Source organism: Sphingobacterium sp. BIGb0116 (assembly GCF_024808035.1).
In the GTDB taxonomy this organism is placed as follows: domain Bacteria; phylum Bacteroidota; class Bacteroidia; order Sphingobacteriales; family Sphingobacteriaceae; genus Sphingobacterium; species Sphingobacterium paramultivorum.
In genome coordinates, this window is the sequence record NZ_JANUDT010000002.1 from 493,467 (window position 1) to 515,089 (window position 21,623).

17 protein-coding genes are annotated in these 21,623 nt (G+C 39.0%); 12 read left to right on the forward strand and 5 right to left on the reverse strand.

The features are described 5' to 3' along the window. Positions 1-4: 4 nt before the first annotated feature. The 4 genes from M2419_RS08720 (at position 5) to M2419_RS08735 (ending at position 4,497) form a co-directional block, all read left to right on the forward strand. Positions 5-661, forward strand: a complete 657-nt coding sequence (locus M2419_RS08720; RefSeq protein WP_153847322.1) for a succinate dehydrogenase cytochrome b subunit — start codon at positions 5-7, stop codon at positions 659-661. A 12-nt stretch (positions 662-673) separates the two neighbouring features. Continuing rightward, the gene (locus M2419_RS08725) at positions 674-2,590 is read left to right on the forward strand and encodes a fumarate reductase/succinate dehydrogenase flavoprotein subunit (RefSeq protein ID WP_153847321.1); all 1,917 of its coding nucleotides are present in this window, start codon (positions 674-676) and stop codon (positions 2,588-2,590) included. An 11-nt stretch (positions 2,591-2,601) separates the two neighbouring features. After that, the gene (locus M2419_RS08730) at positions 2,602-3,351 is read left to right on the forward strand and encodes a succinate dehydrogenase/fumarate reductase iron-sulfur subunit (protein WP_075992650.1); all 750 of its coding nucleotides are present in this window, start codon (positions 2,602-2,604) and stop codon (positions 3,349-3,351) included. Between the two features lie 249 nt (positions 3,352-3,600). After that, complete coding sequence (locus M2419_RS08735) at positions 3,601-4,497, forward strand: polysaccharide deacetylase family protein (RefSeq protein WP_153847320.1); 897 nt, start codon at positions 3,601-3,603, stop codon at positions 4,495-4,497. A 43-nt stretch (positions 4,498-4,540) separates the two neighbouring features. On the opposite strand, the gene M2419_RS08740 is transcribed toward M2419_RS08735, so the two are convergent. After that, entirely contained in the window at positions 4,541-5,083 is a 543-nt protein-coding gene (locus M2419_RS08740; RefSeq protein ID WP_194932908.1) for a GNAT family N-acetyltransferase, read from the reverse strand. Between the two features lie 492 nt (positions 5,084-5,575). Between M2419_RS08740 and M2419_RS08745 the strand changes: the two genes are divergently transcribed. Together M2419_RS08745 and M2419_RS08750 are read left to right on the forward strand one after the other, a co-directional pair. Continuing rightward, positions 5,576-8,791: a TonB-dependent receptor gene (locus M2419_RS08745; protein WP_153847319.1), complete on the forward strand. Its 3,216-nt coding sequence runs from the start codon at positions 5,576-5,578 to the stop codon at positions 8,789-8,791. Between the two features lie 36 nt (positions 8,792-8,827). Continuing rightward, complete coding sequence (locus tag M2419_RS08750; RefSeq protein WP_259254787.1) at positions 8,828-10,705, forward strand: RagB/SusD family nutrient uptake outer membrane protein; 1,878 nt, start codon at positions 8,828-8,830, stop codon at positions 10,703-10,705. 45 nt (positions 10,706-10,750) lie between these two features. On the opposite strand, the gene M2419_RS08755 is transcribed toward M2419_RS08750, so the two are convergent. Next, positions 10,751-11,962 (reverse strand): MFS transporter, encoded by a 1,212-nt coding sequence (locus M2419_RS08755; RefSeq protein WP_153847317.1) that lies wholly within the window; start codon positions 11,960-11,962, stop codon positions 10,751-10,753. Between the two features lie 88 nt (positions 11,963-12,050). Next, a complete protein-coding gene (locus M2419_RS08760; RefSeq protein ID WP_153847316.1) occupies positions 12,051-12,710 on the reverse strand; it encodes a FadR/GntR family transcriptional regulator in 660 nt (219 codons plus the stop codon). A gap of 204 nt (positions 12,711-12,914) precedes the next feature. Here M2419_RS08760 and M2419_RS08765 point away from each other — a divergent pair, with 204 nt between their 5' ends. The 3 genes from M2419_RS08765 (at position 12,915) to M2419_RS08775 (ending at position 15,752) form a co-directional block, all read left to right on the forward strand. After that, positions 12,915-13,274, forward strand: a complete 360-nt coding sequence (locus M2419_RS08765; protein WP_153847315.1) for a hypothetical protein — start codon at positions 12,915-12,917, stop codon at positions 13,272-13,274. A gap of 375 nt (positions 13,275-13,649) precedes the next feature. Continuing rightward, positions 13,650-15,446, forward strand: coding sequence for a serine hydrolase (locus M2419_RS08770; RefSeq protein ID WP_182332033.1), 1,797 nt, complete (start codon positions 13,650-13,652; stop codon positions 15,444-15,446). 39 nt (positions 15,447-15,485) lie between these two features. After that, entirely contained in the window at positions 15,486-15,752 is a 267-nt protein-coding gene (locus tag M2419_RS08775) for a hypothetical protein (protein ID WP_088161582.1), read from the forward strand. Between the two features lie 81 nt (positions 15,753-15,833). Here the strand turns inward: M2419_RS08775 and M2419_RS08780 are convergent, their stop codons facing one another. Beyond that, positions 15,834-17,354 carry a Na+/H+ antiporter gene (locus tag M2419_RS08780; RefSeq protein ID WP_288062412.1) on the reverse strand — a complete coding sequence of 507 codons (1,521 nt, stop codon included), beginning with the start codon at positions 17,352-17,354 and terminating at the stop codon, positions 15,834-15,836. Between the two features lie 425 nt (positions 17,355-17,779). On the opposite strand from M2419_RS08780, the gene M2419_RS08785 reads away from it, so the two are divergent. Beyond that, a complete protein-coding gene (locus M2419_RS08785) occupies positions 17,780-18,115 on the forward strand; it encodes a pentapeptide repeat-containing protein (RefSeq protein WP_200845519.1) in 336 nt (111 codons plus the stop codon). 168 nt (positions 18,116-18,283) lie between these two features. On the opposite strand, the gene M2419_RS08790 is transcribed toward M2419_RS08785, so the two are convergent. Then, entirely contained in the window at positions 18,284-18,748 is a 465-nt protein-coding gene (locus M2419_RS08790; protein WP_075992641.1) for an Lrp/AsnC family transcriptional regulator, read from the reverse strand. Between the two features lie 192 nt (positions 18,749-18,940). Between M2419_RS08790 and eat the strand changes: the two genes are divergently transcribed. Both eat and M2419_RS08800 read left to right on the forward strand, forming a co-directional pair. Next, positions 18,941-20,263, forward strand: coding sequence for an ethanolamine permease (eat, locus tag M2419_RS08795; RefSeq protein WP_182332037.1), 1,323 nt, complete (start codon positions 18,941-18,943; stop codon positions 20,261-20,263). Continuing rightward, positions 20,260-21,621: a glutamine synthetase family protein gene (locus M2419_RS08800; RefSeq protein WP_159726690.1), complete on the forward strand. Its 1,362-nt coding sequence runs from the start codon at positions 20,260-20,262 to the stop codon at positions 21,619-21,621. Before eat ends, M2419_RS08800 begins: the two co-directional genes overlap by 4 nt. Positions 21,622-21,623 lie beyond the last annotated feature (2 nt).

Consider the following 21,623-nt stretch of genomic DNA (forward strand, 5'->3'; position numbering starts at 1 on the left):
TATTATGTTATCTACATTATCAAAGAAGATGCTTATGTGTCTGACGGGTTTATTTTTAGCGTTCTTTTTACTGATTCACTTTCTAGGGAACTTACAGCTATTCTTACCGCAGGAACAAGCACATCTACAATTTAATGCCTACTCACATTTTTTGGCAGGCAATATCTTGATCAAAATTATTTCTTACGTACTTTATGCCAGCATTATTTTGCATGCTTTGGACGGATTGATCATTACCGTAAAGAATAAAAAGACCGGTGCCCACTATGTTTCAGATCATCGGGGAAGAGCAAGTAAGTGGTATTCGCGCAATATGGGGATTTTAGGGACCCTGATCCTCATTTTTTTAGTTATCCATTTCCAGAATTTTTGGTACGTGTACAAATTTGGCGCTCCTCCACTTGATGAACGTGGTAACAAGGATTTATATGTGCTTGTAATCGAGGTTTTTCAGCAATGGTGGTATGTTCTTATTTACGTTTTATCGATGGTTGCCCTGTGTTATCATCTTATTCATGGGATTCATAGTGCGATTCGAACTTTAGGCTTATTCCATCCCAAGTTTGTTAAATGGTTTAAGATTATTGGTATCAGCTATTCGGTCATCATCAGCATTGGTTTTGCTTTGATGCCCATTTATATATTTTTTACAGCTAAATAAGGGGGAGAAGTCATGACATTAAATTCAAAAATACCGGATGGACCATTGGATCAAAAATGGACTCGTTATAAAAAGACTGCCAAGCTTGTTAATCCTGCAAATCGTAAAAAACTAGATGTTATCGTTATCGGAACCGGATTGGCGGGTAGCTCCATTGCAGCTTCTCTTGGGGAGATGGGGTATCAGGTAAAATCCTTCTGCTTTCAAGATAGCCCGAGAAGAGCGCATTCTGTGGCTGCTCAAGGTGGTGTAAATGCCGCAAAAAATTATAAAAATGACGGGGACAGTGTTTATCGTATGTTTGTTGATACCCTAAAGGGTGGTGATTTTCGTGCCCGTGAGGCCAATGTATATCGTATGGCCGAATGTTCGCTCAATTTAATCGACCAGGCAGTTGCACAGGGTGTTCCTTTCGGTCGTGAATATGGAGGCTATCTGAACAATCGATCTTTCGGAGGTGTACAAGTAAGTCGTACCTTCTATGCGAGAGGTCAAACTGGACAGCAGCTTCTTTTGGGAGCGTATCAGGCACTTATGCGTCAGGTCGGCAAAGGTGCCGTACAGCTTTTCTCCAGACATGAAATGCTCGACATCGTTGTAATAGATGGAAAGGCCCGTGGCGTTATTGTTCGAAATCTCGATACAGGGGAGCTTGAACGACACGCTGCACATACCGTTATACTAGCAACCGGAGGGTATGGTAAAATTTATTATCTATCGACACTAGCAATGGGCTGTAATGGCTCTGCCATTTGGCGGGCACACAAGAAGGGGGCATTAATGGCCTCCCCGAGCTGGATTCAGATTCATCCGACTTCGTTGCCGCAGTCTGGCGATTATCAGTCTAAATTAACACTAATGTCAGAGTCGTTACGCAATGATGGAAGGATTTGGGTTCCGTTGAAAGAAGATGAGAAGCGGGAACCAAACGCTATTCCTGAGGAAGAGAGAGATTACTATTTAGAACGTCGTTATCCGGCATTTGGTAATCTTGCTCCAAGGGACATTTCATCTCGAGCGGCCAAAGAACGGATTGATGCTGGCTTTGGGATTGGTCCACTTAAAAATGCTGTTTACCTTGATTTTGCGAAAGCTATTAGAGAACAGGGGAAACAGAAAATACAAGAGAAATATGGTAATCTGTTCGATATGTATGAAAAGATTACGGGATATGATGCTTATAAAGAACCAATGATGATTTCACCTTCCGCGCATTTTTCAATGGGGGGATTATGGATAGATTATGAGCTGATGACAAGCCTACCGGGCTTATTTGCCTTAGGTGAGGCTAATTTTGCAGACCACGGTGCAAATAGATTGGGCGCCAATTCCTTACTCCAAGCCTCTGTGGATGGTTATTTTATTGCGCCCTATACGATTGCAAATTATTTGGCAAACGATATTCACACGGGAAAAATTTCTACAGACCATATTGAGTTTGAACGTGCAGAGGTAGGTGTCAGAGCGCAAATTGATCGATTTTTAAAGATTAAAGGCAGTAAAACCGTGGATTATTTTCATAAAACACTGGGTAAAATACTCTATGACTATTGTGGGCTCGCACGCAATGAAAAAGGGCTCCGTCATGCTATTGTAGAGATTAATAGACTGAAGCAAGAGTTTTATAAAAATGTTATTGTTAGTGGTGAAGCCAATACTTTAAATACGGAATTGGAAAAAGCTGGACGTGTAGCCGATTACTTTGAAATTGGAGAATTGATGTGTTATGATGCGTTGACGCGGAACGAATCCTGTGGTGCACATTTCCGGGAGGAATATCAGACTGCAGATGGCGAGGCATTACGGAATGACGCTGAATACCAGTTTATTTCCGCTTGGGCCTGGAAAGGAGAGGGACAAGAACCTGAGCTAATTCGGGAACCATTAATTTTTGAAGAGATACAACCAACTGTAAGGAGCTATAAATAAATAGAACGATTATGGATTTACACCTTAAAATATGGCGGCAAAAAGATCGCAACGCTACAGGAAAATTAGTTACTTACACCTTAACAGATCTCAATCCACATATGTCGTTTTTGGAGATGTTGGATACCCTGAATGAACAGCTTATTACGCATGGAGACGACCCTGTAGAGTTTGACCATGATTGTCGTGAAGGGATCTGTGGACAATGCGGTATGATGATCAATGGCATCGCACATGGACCTCTTAAGCATACAACCACCTGTCAGCTACATTTACGTTCATTCAAAGATAACGATACGATTCTTATTGAACCTTTTCGATCAGCAGCATTTCAGGTTAAAAAGGATTTGAAAGTGGACCGTTCGGCATTTGACCGAATTATTTCTTCTGGGGGATTTGTATCCATCAATACTGGTCAAGCCCCAGATGCTACAGTGATCCCTATTTCTCATGAATTAGCTGAGTCAGCATTTGACTCAGCAGCCTGTATTGGCTGTGGTGCTTGTGTTGCAACGTGTAAAAATGGTAGTGCTGCACTATTTACCTCTGCAAAGATTACCCATATGGCTTTGCTTCCACAGGGAAAAGAAGAGCGCAGTGAACGCGTTTTAAATATGGTGAAGCAAATGGATTTGGAGTCATTTGGTCACTGTACGAATACAGAAGCCTGCGAGGTGGAGTGCCCACAAGGTATATCAGTTTTGAATATAGCGCGCATGAATTTTGAATATAACAAAGCACTATTTTTTAAAAAGAAATAGAGACCAACTGTCGAAAAAAGTGGCACGATTGTTTCTTATATCGGATTTATAATAAAAACTGAAGCCATAAAAAGAGGTGTACGGGATTGTTGAAGGTTACTAACCTTATCCCTGAAAATAGGGATTTGTAAGATTTTATGGTTAATAAATAGGTTTTTGTAGTAATTTTGAAAAAAGAAATTCATTAAAGTTATAGCGATTGATATGAAGTGTAGTAGGTTGTTTGTGGTACTTTTCATTTGTAGTACAATGTTTAGTGTAACCGCATGTAAGGATTTTTCAAACAAAGTCTTGGGGAAAGGCGAGCTGAAGGACACACTTACGGAGAAATTGGTTGTCAAGGAAAAAATACCACATTTGTTGAATAGGTGGGATTCGCTTCAGAAAAATCAGATTCAATTTACAGTAGATAGTTTGCATCCTGTTCCGATCAAACAACAAAAACGTGAACTTAAGGATTCGCTGCGGAAAGCATTTAACACGTATCCAAAACATATCTACCTGACTTTCGATGACGGACCATTGATTGGTAGTGCCTTTATTGATTCTATTGCGAAAGAAAAAAACATTAAAGTGAGTGTATTCTTGATTGGTAAGCACGCTAATATGAGCAAAGGGAGGAAACGTGATCTTGCCCGTTATGAATCCAATCCGCTTATAGCCTGCTATAATCATAGCTATACGCACGCAAACAATCAGTATTCTCGATTTTATAATAATCCCCAAAATGCTTTTGCTGATTTTGAAAAGAATGAAAAAGATCTCAATCTAAAACATAAGATCGTTCGACTTCCGGGCAGGAATATTTGGATATATGATAATGTTCGTAAGATCGACCTTAAAAATGGATCTAGCACCGCCGATCTATTACATAAAAACGGATATACAATTTATGGTTGGGATGTCGAGTGGCGGCTTAATAGCATCACTGGTGCACCTATACAAAGCCAGGAGTCTACTTTGTCACACATTCGGAATTACATGAACAATAAAAGCTCAATGGTGCCTAATAATGTTGTTTTCTTGATGCATGATGATATGTTTCAAACGCAAAAGGGACAGCAGGAGTTGTCTTCTTTAATAGATGCATTGAAAAAAGATGGTTATCAGTTTGAATTTATGCAAGACTATCCGATTAAATATTAAATAGGATTGTTAATTAGCATCAAATCATAATGAAGAGTTTGGTTTATGAAATAACACCAAACTCTTCTGGATAATGGACAGTGCCCTGTATACCTTTTAAGGAATTGTCTGTTAGTTCTTTTATCATACAATTTTCATCAGGAACATCAAATGGAAATTTTATACCATAGACTGATGCAGGTACATATCCAAATTTAGGATAATAGTCTGCATGTCCGAGCACAACTACCGATCCAAAACCTAATTCTATTGCTATCTGATGGGCGCCAAGAATTAATTTACCGCCAATTCCCTTTCCTTGAAACTGAGGTAGCACAGCGACGGGAGCCAAGGCAAGAGAATCGAATGCTTTTTGATTCTCTTTATCAATAATCTGAATCTTTGTCAGGAGGATGTAGCCTGCTATTTCTCCTTCAACTTCTGCCACCATAGAGAGTTGTGGTATAAATTCTGCTGTCTTTCTCAGTTTTTCTACTAAAATGTGCTCTTGATGATCACTAAACTGTTCGTTTTCAAAAGCGAGTCGGATCAGTTCGAATACAATAGTTGGGTCACTTGATTTTTCTTGCCTAATTTTAATGTTCATAGTTTTGTTTGTAGATATAAGTATTTCGTTGCTATTAATAAAGCCGTATTTGGCTCCATTGTTTGTACATACATAATTGTTTTTAAAAAATCAATTATAGATCTAATTATAAAGGATAAAGATGCATATTATTATTTTAAAAATTGATAATATACTTTCGATATACTAGAGTTTACTTTTCTTGCAAAAATTTCGTTTAAAGACGAGCTGTTAGCGATTTTTGTACCATGTATCATCCTCATAAGGCTGGATTATATCTGTTCGAAAAATAAGGCTAACCAGTTTGCTTTCTCAAACCGCTTACTTTCAATTGATTAATGTTAAAATGTTAAATAGTGTAAAATTAACACTTGCTTTGTATATTTATTTTCGTATTTTCATGTTAGATAAACAATTATAAACCACTTCTGATAAGACGCCTAAACCGACATGTCTTTAAGAGGTAAAAAAATAACTAATTAAACACAAAATTTAAACAATTAAACAGTTTTTATGATTAACTGCCATTATTTCTCAAATCAATGGAAGAGAGCGTTTTGGACTGGATCATTGTGCTCTTTAGTGGCCCTGAGTCCTCAAATCGTTGATGCTGCAACCCTCGCAAGCCATGGAATTCTCTTTCAACAGGAGCTAAGTGTTTCTGGAACGGTACATGATGAAACAGGAATGCCAATTCCTGGAGTAACAGTATCTGTAAATGGAACGAGCCTAGTAACAAAAACCGACAATCAAGGTAAGTACAAATTGGATAAGGTCCCTATGAATGCGATCATTAATTTTCGTATGGTGGGTAAACAGTCGATGGATGAATCTGTAAAAGGACGGCATGCGATAGATGTCACGCTTTTGAATTCGGAATCCAATCTCGAAGAAGTCGTTGTTGTTGGTTACGGGAAGCAACGTAAAGAGACTGTTACAGGTGCTGTAGCTACTGTCAAGGGAAGTGACCTTGCTCAATCTCCCGCGTTGAACGTTTCCAATGCATTAACAGGACGGGTACCGGGAGTTACAGCGACCAATGGGAGTGCTGAGCCTGGATACGATGGTTCCAATATCAAAATACGGGGTACGAATACATTAGGAAATAGCAGTCCTTTAGTCGTTATTGATGGGGTTCCTGCACGGGAAGGCGGAATCGACCGGATCAATCCCCGCGATATAGAAAATATCTCGGTTTTAAAGGATGCTTCTGCTGCCATTTATGGTGCCCGGGCAGCAAATGGGGTTATTCTTGTGACGACAAGAAGAGGGAAGACAGGAAAGCCTCAGTTTTCTTATACTTTTAATCAAGGGTATTCTCAGCCGACTGTAATACCTAAATTGACCAATGCAGCTCAATTTGCTGAGATCCGTAATGAACTTGAGATCTATAATCTTCCTGTTGAAGAATGGTCTGCGGCTTACACGGCTATCAGTGATAAAGGTAGTTACAATAAGCAAGGTGGCGGAGTATTAGATGCGCCATTTAAACCGGAAGATATCCAAAAGTTCAAGGATGGATCAGATCCTTGGGGACATCCGAATACGGACTGGTATAAGGCAACTTTAAAAGACTGGTCTCCTCAACAACGGCATAACTTGCAAATTAATGGGGGTACCGAGGATGTAAAGTATCTCATGTCTTTGGGGTATCAAAATCAAGATGCCTACTATAAAAATTCGGCTACAGGATATAAACAATATGATTTAAGGATTAATCTAGATGCTAATATCAGCCAGTATATCAAAACACAATTTGGTGTTTTAGGAAGACAGGAAAATCGGAATTTCCCTACTAAGAGTGCTGGTACTGTCTTTAGGATGTTGATGCGGGGAAATCCGACACAACCAGCAATATGGCCTAATGGAATGCCAGGACCAGATATCGAAAATGGCGAAAATCCGGTGGTAATCACCACTAATGCGACAGGCTACGATCACGATAAACGCTACTATTTTCAAACAAATGGGCAGGTTGAGATTACAAATCCATGGATAGATGGCCTTAAATTAACATTGAATGCCTCTGTTGACAAATATGTAAAAAATCAAAAAACATGGGTTACACCCTGGACATTATATTCTTGGCAAGGGGCTTATGAAGCGGATGGTAGTACACCACAACTGGTTCCGGGAAGACGCGGGCCTGCCGATCCAAATTTGAATCAAAGTAATGAAGATCAGTTAAATATCTTACTCGGAGGGATCTTGAGCTTTGACCGAAAATTTGGTGACCATCAAGTGAATGCTATTGCTGGTATTAACAGAGAAACAATCGATAATGATAAATTTAGTGCATATCGTCGCTATTTTCTTTCAAATGCCATCGATTATCTTTTCGCGGGTGGAGAACAGGAAAAAAATAATGACGGATCTGCATGGAAAAGAGCAAGGTTAAATTACTTTGGTCGATTCGGCTATAATTACAAAAGTAAATACATCGCGGAATTTCTGTGGCGTTATGACGGCTCGTATATGTTCCCTGAAAGTGAAAGATTTGGATTTTTCCCAGGTGCTATGGCGGGCTGGGTCGTATCGGAAGAAAATTTCTGGAAGGAAAATGTACCTGTAATTAATTATTTCAAGATACGTGCCTCCTATGGCCAGATGGGGAATGACAACATCTATTATGATGACAAGTTACAAGAATATCAATATTTTTCAACCTATTCTTTTGGAACCTATATCGTCAACGATAAACTAGCCAAGACTCTTTATGAAAGTCGCGTTCCTAACGAAATGATTACTTGGGAGGTCGCCAATAATTATAATCTTGGATTTGACTTTCAGTTTTTGCAAGGAAAGTTAAATTTCGAGTTTGACATCTTTAAAAATCGTCGTAATTCTATTCTATGGCGGAAAAATGCTTCCATACCGCAAAGTACAGGGATGACATTGCCAGCAGAAAATATTGGTAAAGTGGATAATAAGGGCTGGGAGTTTAATTTAGGTTACCGTGGTAAAGTGGGAGATTTGGGCTATACTGTAGGTGTCAATGGTGGTTATGCGAAAAACAAAATTATCTTCTGGGATGAAGCTCCTGGCGCGCCAGCATGGCAACAAAGCACAGGTAAACCTATCAAAACGGATATTTATTATGTTTATGATGGCGTATTTCGCGACATGGAAGACATTGCCAACAATAAGTTGGATTACAGTGCCATTACAAAAACTCTACGTCCAGGAGATATGAAGTATCAAGATTTCAATGGTGATGGAAAAATAACACCAGATGATAAAGTTAGACGCGACAAAAATAGTGATCCTACGTTCCAGGGCGGGTTCAATTTTAGCTTAACCTATAAAGACTTTGATCTATCGGTACTATTTCAGGGAGCTACAGGTGGAGAGATACGTGTAGGCACGGATGAATCGGGTTCTATCGGAAATTTTGTAGAAGAGTTCTACGATAAACGTTGGAGCATTAGTAACCCGAGCAGTGTATACCCCCGTTTGACAGATCGTGGTAATCAATATTATTCCTATAACAACACCTATTGGATGCGCAGTACAGATTATCTAAGGTTGAAAAACGTAGAATTGGGGTATAATTTAGCCTCAAGTATTTGTAGCAAAATTGGTATTGGTTCATTACGTCTCTATGCAAATGGGATGAACCTCATTACTTGGAGTAAGATAAAAATGTACGATCCAGAAGCTGTGAATGCGTTGGGCCAATATTATCCGCAGGCGAGATTGATTAATGTCGGTGCATTATTATCGTTCTAACCAGCTGTTATCGCAAGAACTTAACTAAGAAAAAAAATGAAAAAAATTAAGAATATATCCCTTATACTACTTGTACTTTCTGCTTCATTACAAGCTTGTAATGACGATTTTGTAAGCACAAAGCCACTCAGTGAAGTGCCACAGGAGATCGTTTGGTCGGATGCTGGGTTGTCTGAGGCTTTCGTGACAGAAATCTATAACGGTTTTGGAGTAGGAGGCTTTTATGAACAGGAAATGGCATCCATGACAGACGAGGCTTTATTTACACACCCTAACCGCGGAATAAATACTGTCACCGAATCTCGATCAAATCCAGCTGATCAAGGCTATATAATGGATACTTATGAATATGGACGTATGTATACGCGTATACGGGCAACAAATATCGCCATTGCTAATTTAAGCTCACCCAAGTTTGACAAAGCAAAGGCTGACAAGCTTTTAGGCGAGGCTTATTTCCTACGTGGGTATTATTATCAACAGCTGTTACGTTTTTATGGAGGTATACCAATTGATAATAAGATCTATACATTGAATGATAAAGACTATATGGTGCCAAGAAACAGCTATGAGGAGTGTGTCAATGCGATCGTGAAGGATCTCGATAGTGCAGCTCTTTTGCTAAAGGGTATTTCATCGGCAAAGGGACGTGCAAATGAAACCGCTGTATTGGCCTTAAAGTCAAGAGTGCTATTATATGCTGCCAGTGACCTCCATGATGGAAGTAAAGCAAAAGCAAAATCTACCTTATTAGCAGGATATAAAAATCCAGAGTATTTAATGTATACCAATGGTAGTCAAATGGAACGCTGGACTAAAGCAAAAACTGCAGCAAAAGCCGTATTGGATCATACAGAATTCGCCTATAAGTTAGACTTGACTCAACCAGCGTCACCTAGTGAGGGAACGGCCAACTATATGGCTTTATCATTAGGAGGGGGTAGTAAGACCGTTGATTTTACAGCTGGAAAAGATATAATTTTAGGTCGATTCTTTATTGATGAAAAAGATGAGCGAGGTGGTTGGGTAGGACGTGACAATGGGCCAAATGGTTATCACAACTGGGCAGGAAATACACCGATTCAGCTATTGGTAGACGACTATGAGACTAGTAATGGCCAAAAATTTGATTGGTCCAATCCTTCTATGGCCGCAAGCCCTTATCAAAACCGCGACCCACGTTTAAAGGCAACGATTTTATATGATGGTGCAGATTGGAAGCCTAGGACAGCAGATGTTGCTGAAAGAGATAAGGCAAATCAAATTCAAACTGGACAATACGAAGTAATTAATGCGAAAGGACAGAAGGTTATTCAATTTGGTCTCGATACAAGAAAGAGTCCAATTGAAGACTGGAATGGTTCGAGGACGGGGTATTATATTCGTAAATTTACAGATCCAGATCCTACAATGGAAGATCAAAATACACGACAACGTATTCCTTGGCCAATGTTTCGCTATACGGAAGCGATATTGAACTATGTAGAAGCATGTATTGAATTAGGGGAAGAGAATGAAGCGAAAATATGGTTAAATAAAATCCGATTCAGAGCAGGAATGCCAGCAATATCCACAAGCGAAACGGGTACAGCATTAAAAGCACGCTATAGAAACGAGCGCCGTATCGAATTGGCCTACGAAGAGCACCGCTTCTTTGACGCTAGACGTTGGATGATAGCTGCAGAAACTATAGGTCGTAAGGCAAATATTATAAATATCACGGGAACCCTTAAGGCTGGTAAAAATGTGACTCTTTACCAATATAATCCAGAGAATTACACTTATACCTATGCTGTTTCAAATATAGATCCAGGAATTGAAAATAGAAGTTGGGACGACAAGATGTATTTTACCTCTATAAACAGAGATGAGATAAACCGAAATACTAAACTAATTCAAAATCCAGGTTATTAATACTGAAAAGCCCTTCTTTAATAGTAAGAAGGGCTTTTTAAAGGATTAATTTTTCCTTTGAGTAATATTAGGCAATAAGCCTGTAACTATTCCAATTAGTGGAAGATAAGCACAGATGTTGAATACATATTCAATTGAAGTACGATCTGCGAGCCAGCCCAACACAGCTGATCCAATGCCCCCCATGCCAAAAGCAAAACCAAAAAATAAGCCTGCAATCATCCCAACCTTTCCGGGGATAAGCTCCGTTGCATAAACCAAGATAGCTGAAAATGCCGAGGAGATGATCAAACCGATTATAATAGCAAGGACAATGGTTAGTCCAAGACCTACATGAGGTAATAACAAAGTGAAAGGTGCTGCTCCAAGAATAGACACCCAAATAATTAGCTTACGACCATATCGGTCTCCCAAGGGACCACCCAATATGGTTCCGGCGGCAACAGAAGCAAGAAATATAAATAAGTAAATCTGAGATTCCTGGACCGAAACATGGAATTTATTGATCAAATAGAAGGTGAAGTAGCTGGTCATCGAAGCCATGTAAAAATACTTGGAAAAAATGAGTACCAATAAAATCACAAGTGCAAATATCACTTTTGATTTTGGCAGGTCAGCTTTTAAAGCACTAACAGAAGTTGTTTGTGTCTTAGGCTTGAGGTGTATTTGATACCAATTACCGACATAAGTAAGAATCATAACGGCTACAATGGCCAATACGCCAAACACACCGATGTATTGTTGCCCCAAAGGGATCACAATAAGCGCTACAAGAAGGGGACCTATTGCACCACCAGCATTACCGCCGACTTGAAAGATAGACTGTGCGAGCCCCTTTTTGCCTCCGGAAGCTAAATGGGCAACTCGAGATGCTTCTGGATGAAATATAGACGAACCCATCCCAATAAGGCTTACAGAAAGGAGAATGTAGATAAAGTTTGACGCAAATGAAATGCATATCAAACCGGCTAAAGAGAAAAACATCCCCACGGCAAGTGACCGAGGTGTAGGGTTTTTATCTGTATACAAACCAACGAAGGGCTGCAAAATAGAGGCGGTAAGTTGAAAAACCAATGTTATAATACCAATTTGCGTAAAACTAAGGGCATAATTTGATTTTAACATGGGATACACTGCTGGGATGACAGATTGAATCAAGTCATTAAGCAAGTGTGAAAGACTAATCGCAAATAAAATCGGATAGACGGTTTCGGAACTTTTCCAAGATCCACTCGGGTTTAGTGATTGTGTTTTCATAAAGGAAATATTCATCAGGTCATCTGATGTTTTAATTGATAAAAATAGAATATATTGATATTGATAATTTGCATATGCTACAGGAAAATTACAGTTGTTGGATAATTCGGTTGGCAATATCAACAGCTTTTTTCACTTCTTTATCTTTGATTGCCAACATCAGTTCCTCGTGTTGCTGTTGTGAAGCTAAGAAGGGGACTGTATCCTTATAAATAGTCATGAAGAACTTATTGACATGCTCAGATAAGGTTGTATATAACGCGGTCAAAATACTGTTTCCACATGATTCAGCAATTGCACTGTGAAAGGATATATCAGCATTCACGCATGCTGTCAAATTTCCCATTTCGGCATATTTAGCTCTATTTTTAAGTGCTTGCGCCATATCTTTGAGGCCTTTCGAAGTACGATTTAAGGCTGCTTTTTCAATAATTCGCAACTCTAATACGTGTCTAACTTCAAAAATATCGTTAAAATTGGCTTTCTCAATTTTTGAATCAAGGGCATGATGACCCGTACTACTTTTGACAAAAGTACCAAGACCTTGTTGCACATTTAGATAGCCTGATTGACTTAAATATTTGACAGCTTCACGAATGCTGGATCTGCCCACAGCAAATTGTTTCATCAATTCTGGTTCGGTAGGAAGTTTAGATTCTACAGGAAATTCGCCCAATTTGATTTTTTCTTCTATTGCTGCGGCAACTTCCTCCGCCAAGGATCTTCGTACGATAGCTTCAGTCTTCATATAGTCATATCATCTGATGATTGCAAAGGTAGTAGAATTTTTTGAATTCTTATTTATTTTCAAAAATTTGATCAAACTAACCGAATATTGTTACGACCACATCAGATATTTATTACAGAGTTTACTGTATTAAATTTATTGGCAGTTTTAGGGTAATTAACAGAGAGGACGGTCCTCCAATGTATTTATCTAAAACTTAGAAACATGAAAAAATTAATGATGAGCGTCGTAGCCTTGGCTTTATTGTCATCTGCTACTTTTGCAAAAACAGGTCCAAAAGTGGTCGACAACAGTGTTGTTGAAAAATCAAAGATTTACAAATCACAAACTGAAAAAACTCATTTAAATATCGTGAGCGAAGTCAAAGAGATCAAGGTCGGAAAGTCTCGCACGCTATGTAGATTGACGATGAGTATCTATAATACAAGCGGTCAGTTGATCGAAACTCAGGTTCTCACATACAACAGCTATGGTGCCAATGATATGTATTATAGCAGCTGTGGAGCATGGTTTAGCGCTACTATTCAGAATTATCAAAACTATTATGGTAACCCCAATCATTAGGGATCAATTAATCAAACGATGTGGCGGGAGCTAGTATGCCCCGCTCATATTTTTCTGTAATACAACCAAAAGGAAACTTTTATTTACGATCCTACTACGACAATGAAGATGGCTGCTGCATGCGAACATGCGATAAGGCAGACAGGTGATGATGTTAGAAAATCGAGGTACCACTTAGCTAATTAAATTGATCGTATTCGGACATTAAATGTCCGAATACGATCAATTTATATTAAAGTATTGCTATATTAAATTGTCTTATAGCTACTTATCTTTTTGGCAATAAAATTGACATTAGATTTCAATGAAGAATTACAAAGCTAAAGATTGATAGGAGAGACGCTTTGTATTAACATTTAAATGATCATAAATAAAATGAAAGCTTTACCAATTACTGGAATTTTTGCGATACTAGTGTCAACCGCATTTGCTCAAACGGCCCATCAAAAAATAAATGAGATTTCTCATGTCGAATCCAGTCTAATACCCCCTGTTCGTTTTGAGGGTGAGCCGACATGGAATATTATATCGCGTATGGAATTCTATCAGGTTCCAGGGGTAAGCATCGCTGTGATAAAAAACTCTGAAGTATTATGGAGCAAAACTTATGGTTTTGCGGATCTCGATTCGAAAACGCCTGTCAGGTCAAATACCTTATTTCAGGTAGCCTCCATGAGCAAGCCTGTAAGTGCATATGCCGCACTGAAGGAAGTGGAGCTTGGCAAGTTGGAATCCAATGCCGATGTGAATTTGTACCTGAAATCTTGGAAAATACCAGAAAATAATTGGACCAAAGTGAAAAAGGTTACACTCAAAAATATCATTAGCCATACTGCGGGACTTACTGTAAGTGGATTCCCGGGGTATCGGATAACAGACCCAATTCCTACAGCGGTTGAAGTACTGAGTGGTCTAAAGCCCGCTAATACACCTATGGTTTATGTTGATAAACTTCCTGGCTCAAATTTTCGATATTCAGGCGGTGGGTATACGGTACTTCAACAGATGCTCGTTGACATTGAAGGAAAAGATTATGGCAGTATTATGGAAGAAAAGGTACTTTCACCTTTAGGTATGAAAAATAGCACTTTTGCCCAGCCTCTTCCTGAATCGAAAAGACAATTTGCGGCGACGGCTTATACGATGGATGGCAAAAAAGTCGAAGGAAGATATCATGTCTACCCAGAACAGGCAGCTGCAGGCCTGTGGTCAACTGCAGAAGATTACGCTAGATTCGTAATCGATATTCAACGGACCTTAAATGGCAAAAGTAGTCTTGTTATCTCTAAGAAGATGGCAGAAGAATTCACAAGTTCCTATATTGAACCCATTATAGGATTAGGTGTATTCCTAGAAGATTATAACGGCTCATCTTATTTTTGCCATGGTGGATGGAACGAAGGCTTTAGCTCCTATTTTATTGGAAATAAAACAAGCGGTGATGGAGTAGTTATTCTTACGAACACAAACAAACCTGAATTTATCAACGAGCTTGTCCGAGCGGTCGCATTAACTTATCAATGGCCCAATTATCTAGCCCCAATAAATAAAATTTTGCCACTAAGTCCTCAAGAACTGCATGACAATAGTGGACGTTATAGATCTGGAAAATATGGTGTTATAAGGGTCTATAATCAAAATGGCAAGCTAATGTCAGCGCAAAATCTAGACAAGCCTGTAGAATTGGTTAAAGTTTCTGCAAATACATTTGCTATGCGAGATCGAAACGTAAACGTCATATTTTCAAAGGATACCGAAAGCGGTCAATATGAGCTTGTACAGATTTTGCGCGATAAAAAGATTTATTCCAGAAATCCGAAAGTCAATGCAAATGACTGGACTCCGCTAGAGCTTATTTTAGAAGGAAATTTCGAGGATGGATTAAAAGCTTATCAAAAAGCAAAAGAACAGGATAGTGCAGATGATTTGCTTTCAGAAGGTTTCCTGAATGGCGCAGGTTATGAACTGCTCAATCAGCATAAAATAAATCAAGCTATTGATATATTTAAGGTGAATACGATGCTACATACTAAAAGTGAAAATGTTTATGATAGTTTAGCGGAAGCCTACCTGAAATCAGGACAAATAGATAGCGCTAAGGAGAATTATCGAAAAGTTTTAGAAATTAATCCTAAAAATGAAAAAGTCAGTAAGATTTTAGAAACGTTATGACACAAATATAATGAGCTTTTTTTTTGCTAATTTGCGACCATGTCAAATCAAGCTAATAATTATCGATTGTTTTCCAAGGAAATTCTCTCACTTTGGAAAAGCCAGGATGTATCATATATTAAAGTAGAAGAATTATCCATTGTTGAAGGAATCACTTTTTTTGAACTTATACCAGATTCCGAACTGTTGGATGAAGGCGGGGTAGAAACACTCTATGCCATAGATTCTGAAGATGTAGAGGATATGTTGGTGTTTAGCAAAAATATTCGTTTTGTTGTCCACGACATTTATTTGGATGAAGATTAAGTAAATTAGCTATTTATGATCGACAATTCAAACGGTATTGTCGATCATAAATATACAGCAGTAGGCTGATCTAGGGGTAAACTAACTTCTCATATTCAATCTTTCTTCCTGAAGATCTAATAAACGAAGGTGTTTTCGGATGATCTCTTCGTCCAATAAAAGTTCCTCGCGGTTTTTATTGATCAGCCAAATGCGTTGGGTTTCGAGGATATCGATATAGATTTTACGGTATTCGGTGTAATTAATGATGATCTCGGAGCTCCGCAATTGATTTTCGTACTTCTGTAGTTGATCCTTCAAGGTAGGAAAACTTTCAACTTTGTCCGCGTAATCATTACGAATCTTGTCAACGGCGACTTGAGCCAGTCTGTTCTGAATTTCATAATCGATCTCCTTTTCACTTCTTACAAAATCTCTATCTATTAATTTGATTTTTCTTAATATAAAGGGGAGCGTCAAGCCTTGAACAAGTAAGGTTAACAGAATCACGACAAATGTGATGAAAAGAATGAGGTTTCGTTGAGGGAAAGGAGATCCATCGGCTAAAGTTAATGGGATGGATAGTGCTGCTGCCAAAGAAACGACGCCACGCATTCCCGTCCAGCCGATAATCATTGGCGTTTGCCAACCGGGCGATTGAGCATCTGCAACCGTTATAAAATTTCTCATGATCAAGGTGGTTATTACCGCAGCATACCCTGCAAAAACTCGTACAAGAATAAGGACTATTGTAACGGCTACGCCATAGCCAATAGCAGTAGAGATATTAGTATCACCCAATCCAGAAACAATTTCCGGTAAATCTAAGCCGATAAGCATAAAGACGATGCCATTCAACAGAAAGCAGAAGCTTTCCCATACGGTTACTGTCCGGATCCGGGATGCACTGCTCAAAAAATCGTGACTACGATAAGAAAGAAATAAGCCGCCACTGACAACCGCAAGAACCCCAGAAGCGTGGAGCTGTTCCGCTACCAAATACATCGAGAAAGGTGCAATAAAAGTTAGCAATATATCTGTATTGGAATCGGTTGGTAAAAGTTTGTGCATTTTCAGAAAAACATAGGCAATTGTAAGTCCGATTCCCACTCCACCAACACACATCCAAATAAAGCTTCCGGCGGCTTGGTACCATACATATTGGCCAGTAGCAGCAGCAATCATTGCAAAGCGAAAAATTATTAATGAGGAAGCATCATTCAACAAACTTTCGCCTTCCAGTATGGACGCCAGCCTTTTGGGTACCTTCACGAATTTTAAAATTGCACCGGCACTAACCGCATCAGGCGGGGAAACTATTCCACCCAATAGAAAACCGAGAGCTAAGGAGAATCCTGGAATAAAATAGTTGGCAAAAACGGCAACGGATAATGCTGTAAAAAAGACGACAACAAAGGCAAAGCTGAAGATAATCCGACGCCATCGCCAGAGTTCTTTCCAGGAAGTTGACCAAGCTGCCTCGTAGAGGAGTGGCGGTAAAAAAATAATGAATATCAATTCGGGTTCTATCTTTATAGGAGGAACTCCCGGGATAAAACTTATTACAAGTCCCGCTAATACAAGTAAAACAGGGTATGCAACCTGAATTTTCTTCGCCAGCATTATCAACATAGTGATTAGTAGGACTAAAAAAAGGTAAAACTCAAAATTCTCCAACATATGTAAATTTTAGGTACATAAATATAGATCAAATTTCTAGAAATATTTAAACTAGCTTGGCGGTATTCATGGTTGCCTACGAATTGCTACAAGAAAGTCATCTACCAACTGGACAATTGAAGAGAACATGTTTTAACTTAGATTCCTATGGTAAATGTTCCTAAATTAGGCGAAATTTATCTTTGACTTTACCCCAAGATTTAAAATATTGGATGGCGTCACTATAAACAAAGCTTCGTCTTTTAAGAGTTTTTACTTAAAATCTTCTTTAAATAGCTGCATAGGGCTATATTTTAAGAGTAACAACGCGAAATTGTTAGAATACAACGATAAGTAGCCTAATTACAACTGGAGGTATTGGTATAAAGTTGGCTGATGTAAAATTTACAGCGTCGGATCTCAGAAAAACCATTTTTGAATACTGTGAATTTAATGGTGTTAGCTTTAAGTCTTGTGATATGAGAGGTATAAACTTCGATGGGCAAGTTTTTGTCGATGTAAAATTCGATAATGCAGACCTTGCAAACAGTTCATTTAGCGGGGTGATTCTTAGAAATGTTTCCTTTCGGCCAACGTTTGCGCTTACCAATAAATACTATAAGAGTATTAAAACTATTGATTTTGACGGAGCATCAATGGACAAATTAACCTACGCAGCTCTTAAGGGAGTGGGCGTATCGCTTGAGGATATTGTTCTCCTATAAACAACACTGCACATACAGACGGCATGGTTCTGCAGGTATGAACCATTGTCTAAGTATAATTGCTATACCAATGAAATCCATAATTTCGGGAGGCTAAATTAAGACAGTCATTGGTACAGAATCGGAAAGCTGAATCATTTGAAAGCCAAAATACGCTAGACTAAATTATCAGAGAAAGATTGGGAGACGAGTTGTATTCACGATTTCTTTCATCACAAAATAACTTTCCATATGTCTGATTCCCTTGATTGTTGCCAGTTTATTAAAATTGAATTCATGATAGTGATCAACATCCCTAACCATCACCTTTATTTGATAGTCAAATGCACCCGTTACATGAAAACACTCGACTACTTCTGGAAATTTTTGTATCTCTTCCATAAATAACAAGGCACTTTCATTGGAATGTTTTTCCATACTGATTGATACGAGCACCATTAGATTAAGATCAAGTTTTCTTCTGTCCAGCAGAAAGACTTTCTGTTTGAGAACGGAGGTTGCGATTAACTTCTTAATACGTTCGTATACGGGAGTCATGGATAAATTAACACGGTCAGATATTTCCTTGTTACTTATATTAGCATCCTGTTGCAACAGGTCCAGAAGCATGAGGTCCTTTTCATCCAATTTCATTATCGTAGTAAATTAAATCTAAAAAAAGTATATCTAAGACTATAGTTAGATCGTATACACTAGTAAATGATATCTAACCATATTGTTTTACTAAAATAGCTATAATTACAGATATATAACACTATCATTTAAACTATATGTAGTAAATTTAGGTTAGTTAATTACTATCAATTTACCAACCTAAATAAAATTATGAGTGAGCCTCAATTAAAAAAAGTCCTTGGTCCTGTTATGTTATGGGGATTAGGTGTAGGCTATGTTATCTCGGGAATGTATTTTGGATGGAATCTCGGTTTGGCGGAAGGCGGCACATTGGGATTGGCCATTGCTACAGTATTCGTTATTATCATGTACCTTACATTTACCTTCAGCTATACAGAGCTGGCTTGTGCGATCCCTCGGGCTGGCGGAGCCTTTGAATATGCAAATCGAGGACTGGGCAAGCATTTGGGATTTGTCGCCGGTATTGCACAAAATATCGAGTTTGTTTTTGCACCGCCTGCCATTGCCGCTGCTATAGGTGCTTATCTACATTTACTACATCCTTCGGTTGACTATCTTATTTTTGCGATTGGGGCCTATGTGATTTTCACTTCAATGAATATATTGGGGGTTAAGCTCGCTGCATCATTTGAATTGGTTGTAACTGTTCTTGCGGTTATTGAATTACTGATATTTGCAGGCGTTACATTTCCAGCTTTCGAATTTTCCAACCTTGAGCACAACGCATTGCCCAATGGGTTCTCGGGTATTTTTGCTGCTATTCCGTTTGCCATCTGGTTTTTTCTCGCTATTGAAGGTGTGGCCAATGTCGCTGAGGAAACTATCAATCCACAGAAAAATGTATTAATCGGCTTTGGATCGGCCATAGTGACTTTAATTGTGCTTTGTATCATTACATTTTTATCGGCGGTGGGTGTCGGGGGTTGGGAGGCTGTTGTGTATCCTGTCGGAAGCACTGAACCGTCAGATTCGCCGTTGCCACTTGCTATTGCACATGTCATTGATAATCGCCATATTCTTTATAAATTACTTATAGGTGTTGGTCTATTGGGTCTTATAGCCTCATTTCATGGTATCATTCTCGCTGGTGGCAGAGCTACCTTCGAGTTTGGGAGAGTGGGTTATGCACCGTCGATTCTTGGGAAAGTGCATCAACGATTTAAGACTCCGGCCAACGCACTCTTAATCAATATGGCTATTGGCATCATAGCATTACTGACCGGGAAGACCGCAGGCATTATTACCATCGCATGTTTTGGGGCAATCTGTCTTTACATTATATCCATGTGGTCATTTTTTGCCTTGCGAAAAAAGGAACCTGATCTGGAACGCCCATTCAAAGTTCCATTGTATCCGCTGTTTCCGGCGATTGCGTTGATTATTGCTATCGTGTGTCTCATTGCAATGATATATTATAACCCATTGACAGCTCTATTATTCTTTGGGCTTGTCATCTTATCATACCTCTATTTCCTAATCTTCCTTGACAAGGACAAAACCATCAAATTATGATAACTAAAAATGAAATAATTTCCAAACTAAAAGCTTGCACAAGTACTCACGTTAAAGTTGCCGTTGCAGATATAGACGGGGTCTTACGTGGAAAATTCATGCATCGCGATAAGTTTATCTCTGCACTGGACAATGAATTTGGATTTTGTTCGGTGGTGTTTGGATGGGATGTTAATGATCAGGTTTATGACAATGTGGAAATTACAGGCTGGCATACAGGATACGGCGATTTCCCGGCACGTATTGATGGAAATACATTTCGACAGATTCCCTGGCAGGAGGATATTCCCTTTTTTCTAGCTGATTTTGAATCTCCACTTTCTCAGGACCAAAATGTGTGTCCAAGAGCTCTCCTTAAAAACATAATTTCACAGTCGGAGACTGCTGGATTTAAACCAGTTTTTTCACAGGAATTTGAATGGTTTAATTTCGTGAAAACCAATGATACCTCTTCCCAAAATAGTTTTAGAGACATGACACCAATCACATCTGGTATGTTTGGCTATTCCATCTTACGGATGTCCGACAATTATGGTTTTTTTCAGGATCTTTTAGCTATGCTCGAAAGATTCGGCGTACCTCTTGAGGGGCTGCATACGGAGACTGGGCCGGGTGTACTGGAAGCTGCTATCCAATGTAGTGATGCTCTTGAAGCTGCAGATAGGGCTACTCTCTTTAAATCTGCCGTCAAAGAAATTGGGAAAAAACATAATATTACCGCGAGTTTTATGGCTAAACAAACAAAGGACTTACCAGGCTGCAGCGGCCATGTGCATCAAAGTCTTTGGGATCTCAACAAACAGAGCAACCTCTTTTATGATAAAGAAGATGAACTCGGAATGAGCCAGTTGATGAAGCATTTTCTTGCTGGGCAATTGTATTGTTTACCTGATATTCTACCGTTATTGGCACCTACTGTTAATAGTTATAAAAGGCTGACTGAAGGAGCATGGGCACCTACAACCCTGACCTGGGGCATAGATAATCGTACCACAGCACTCCGCGTCATTGAAGGTGGCCCTAAAGCTACGCGCATTGAACACCGTGTTGTCGGTTCAGATGTGAACCCTTACTTGGCCATAGCAGCATGTTTGGCTAGCGGGTTGTATGGCATCAAACATAAATTGCCATTGGACAATCGTCATACTATTGGTAATGGTTATGAAGATCTGCAACACGGCGTATTACCAAGAAATCTCTACGATGCGACCACTCGAATGGCGCAATCGCAAATAGCATCCGAGTTGTTTGGCCAAAAGTTTGTCGATCATTTTTGTAAATCAAGGTTATGGGAATGGCGACAATTTTCAGAGCAAGTAACAGATTGGGAAACAAAAAGATATTTTGAAATTATATAACT

Bases quoted from the DNA above. Each gene is read 5' to 3' on its own strand.
- M2419_RS08790 (WP_075992641.1), bottom strand. From the start codon at position 18,748: ATGAAATTGGATGAAAAGGACCTCATGCTTCTGGACCTGTTGCAACAG.
- M2419_RS08745 (WP_153847319.1), top strand. From the start codon at position 5,576: ATGATTAACTGCCATTATTTCTCAAATCAATGGAAGAGAGCGTTTTGG.
- M2419_RS08730 (WP_075992650.1), top strand. From the start codon at position 2,602: ATGGATTTACACCTTAAAATATGGCGGCAAAAAGATCGCAACGCTACA.
- M2419_RS08740 (WP_194932908.1), bottom strand. From the start codon at position 5,083: ATGAACATTAAAATTAGGCAAGAAAAATCAAGTGACCCAACTATTGTA.
- M2419_RS08800 (WP_159726690.1), top strand. From the start codon at position 20,260: ATGATAACTAAAAATGAAATAATTTCCAAACTAAAAGCTTGCACAAGT.
- M2419_RS08760 (WP_153847316.1), bottom strand. From the start codon at position 12,710: ATGAAGACTGAAGCTATCGTACGAAGATCCTTGGCGGAGGAAGTTGCC.
- M2419_RS08780 (WP_288062412.1), bottom strand. From the start codon at position 17,354: ATGCTGGCGAAGAAAATTCAGGTTGCATACCCTGTTTTACTTGTATTA.
- M2419_RS08770 (WP_182332033.1), top strand. From the start codon at position 13,650: ATGAAAGCTTTACCAATTACTGGAATTTTTGCGATACTAGTGTCAACC.
- eat (WP_182332037.1), top strand. From the start codon at position 18,941: ATGAGTGAGCCTCAATTAAAAAAAGTCCTTGGTCCTGTTATGTTATGG.
- M2419_RS08725 (WP_153847321.1), top strand. From the start codon at position 674: ATGACATTAAATTCAAAAATACCGGATGGACCATTGGATCAAAAATGG.
- M2419_RS08775 (WP_088161582.1), top strand. From the start codon at position 15,486: ATGTCAAATCAAGCTAATAATTATCGATTGTTTTCCAAGGAAATTCTC.
- M2419_RS08755 (WP_153847317.1), bottom strand. From the start codon at position 11,962: ATGAAAACACAATCACTAAACCCGAGTGGATCTTGGAAAAGTTCCGAA.
- M2419_RS08765 (WP_153847315.1), top strand. From the start codon at position 12,915: ATGAAAAAATTAATGATGAGCGTCGTAGCCTTGGCTTTATTGTCATCT.
- M2419_RS08720 (WP_153847322.1), top strand. From the start codon at position 5: ATGTTATCTACATTATCAAAGAAGATGCTTATGTGTCTGACGGGTTTA.
- M2419_RS08750 (WP_259254787.1), top strand. From the start codon at position 8,828: ATGAAAAAAATTAAGAATATATCCCTTATACTACTTGTACTTTCTGCT.
- M2419_RS08735 (WP_153847320.1), top strand. From the start codon at position 3,601: ATGTTTAGTGTAACCGCATGTAAGGATTTTTCAAACAAAGTCTTGGGG.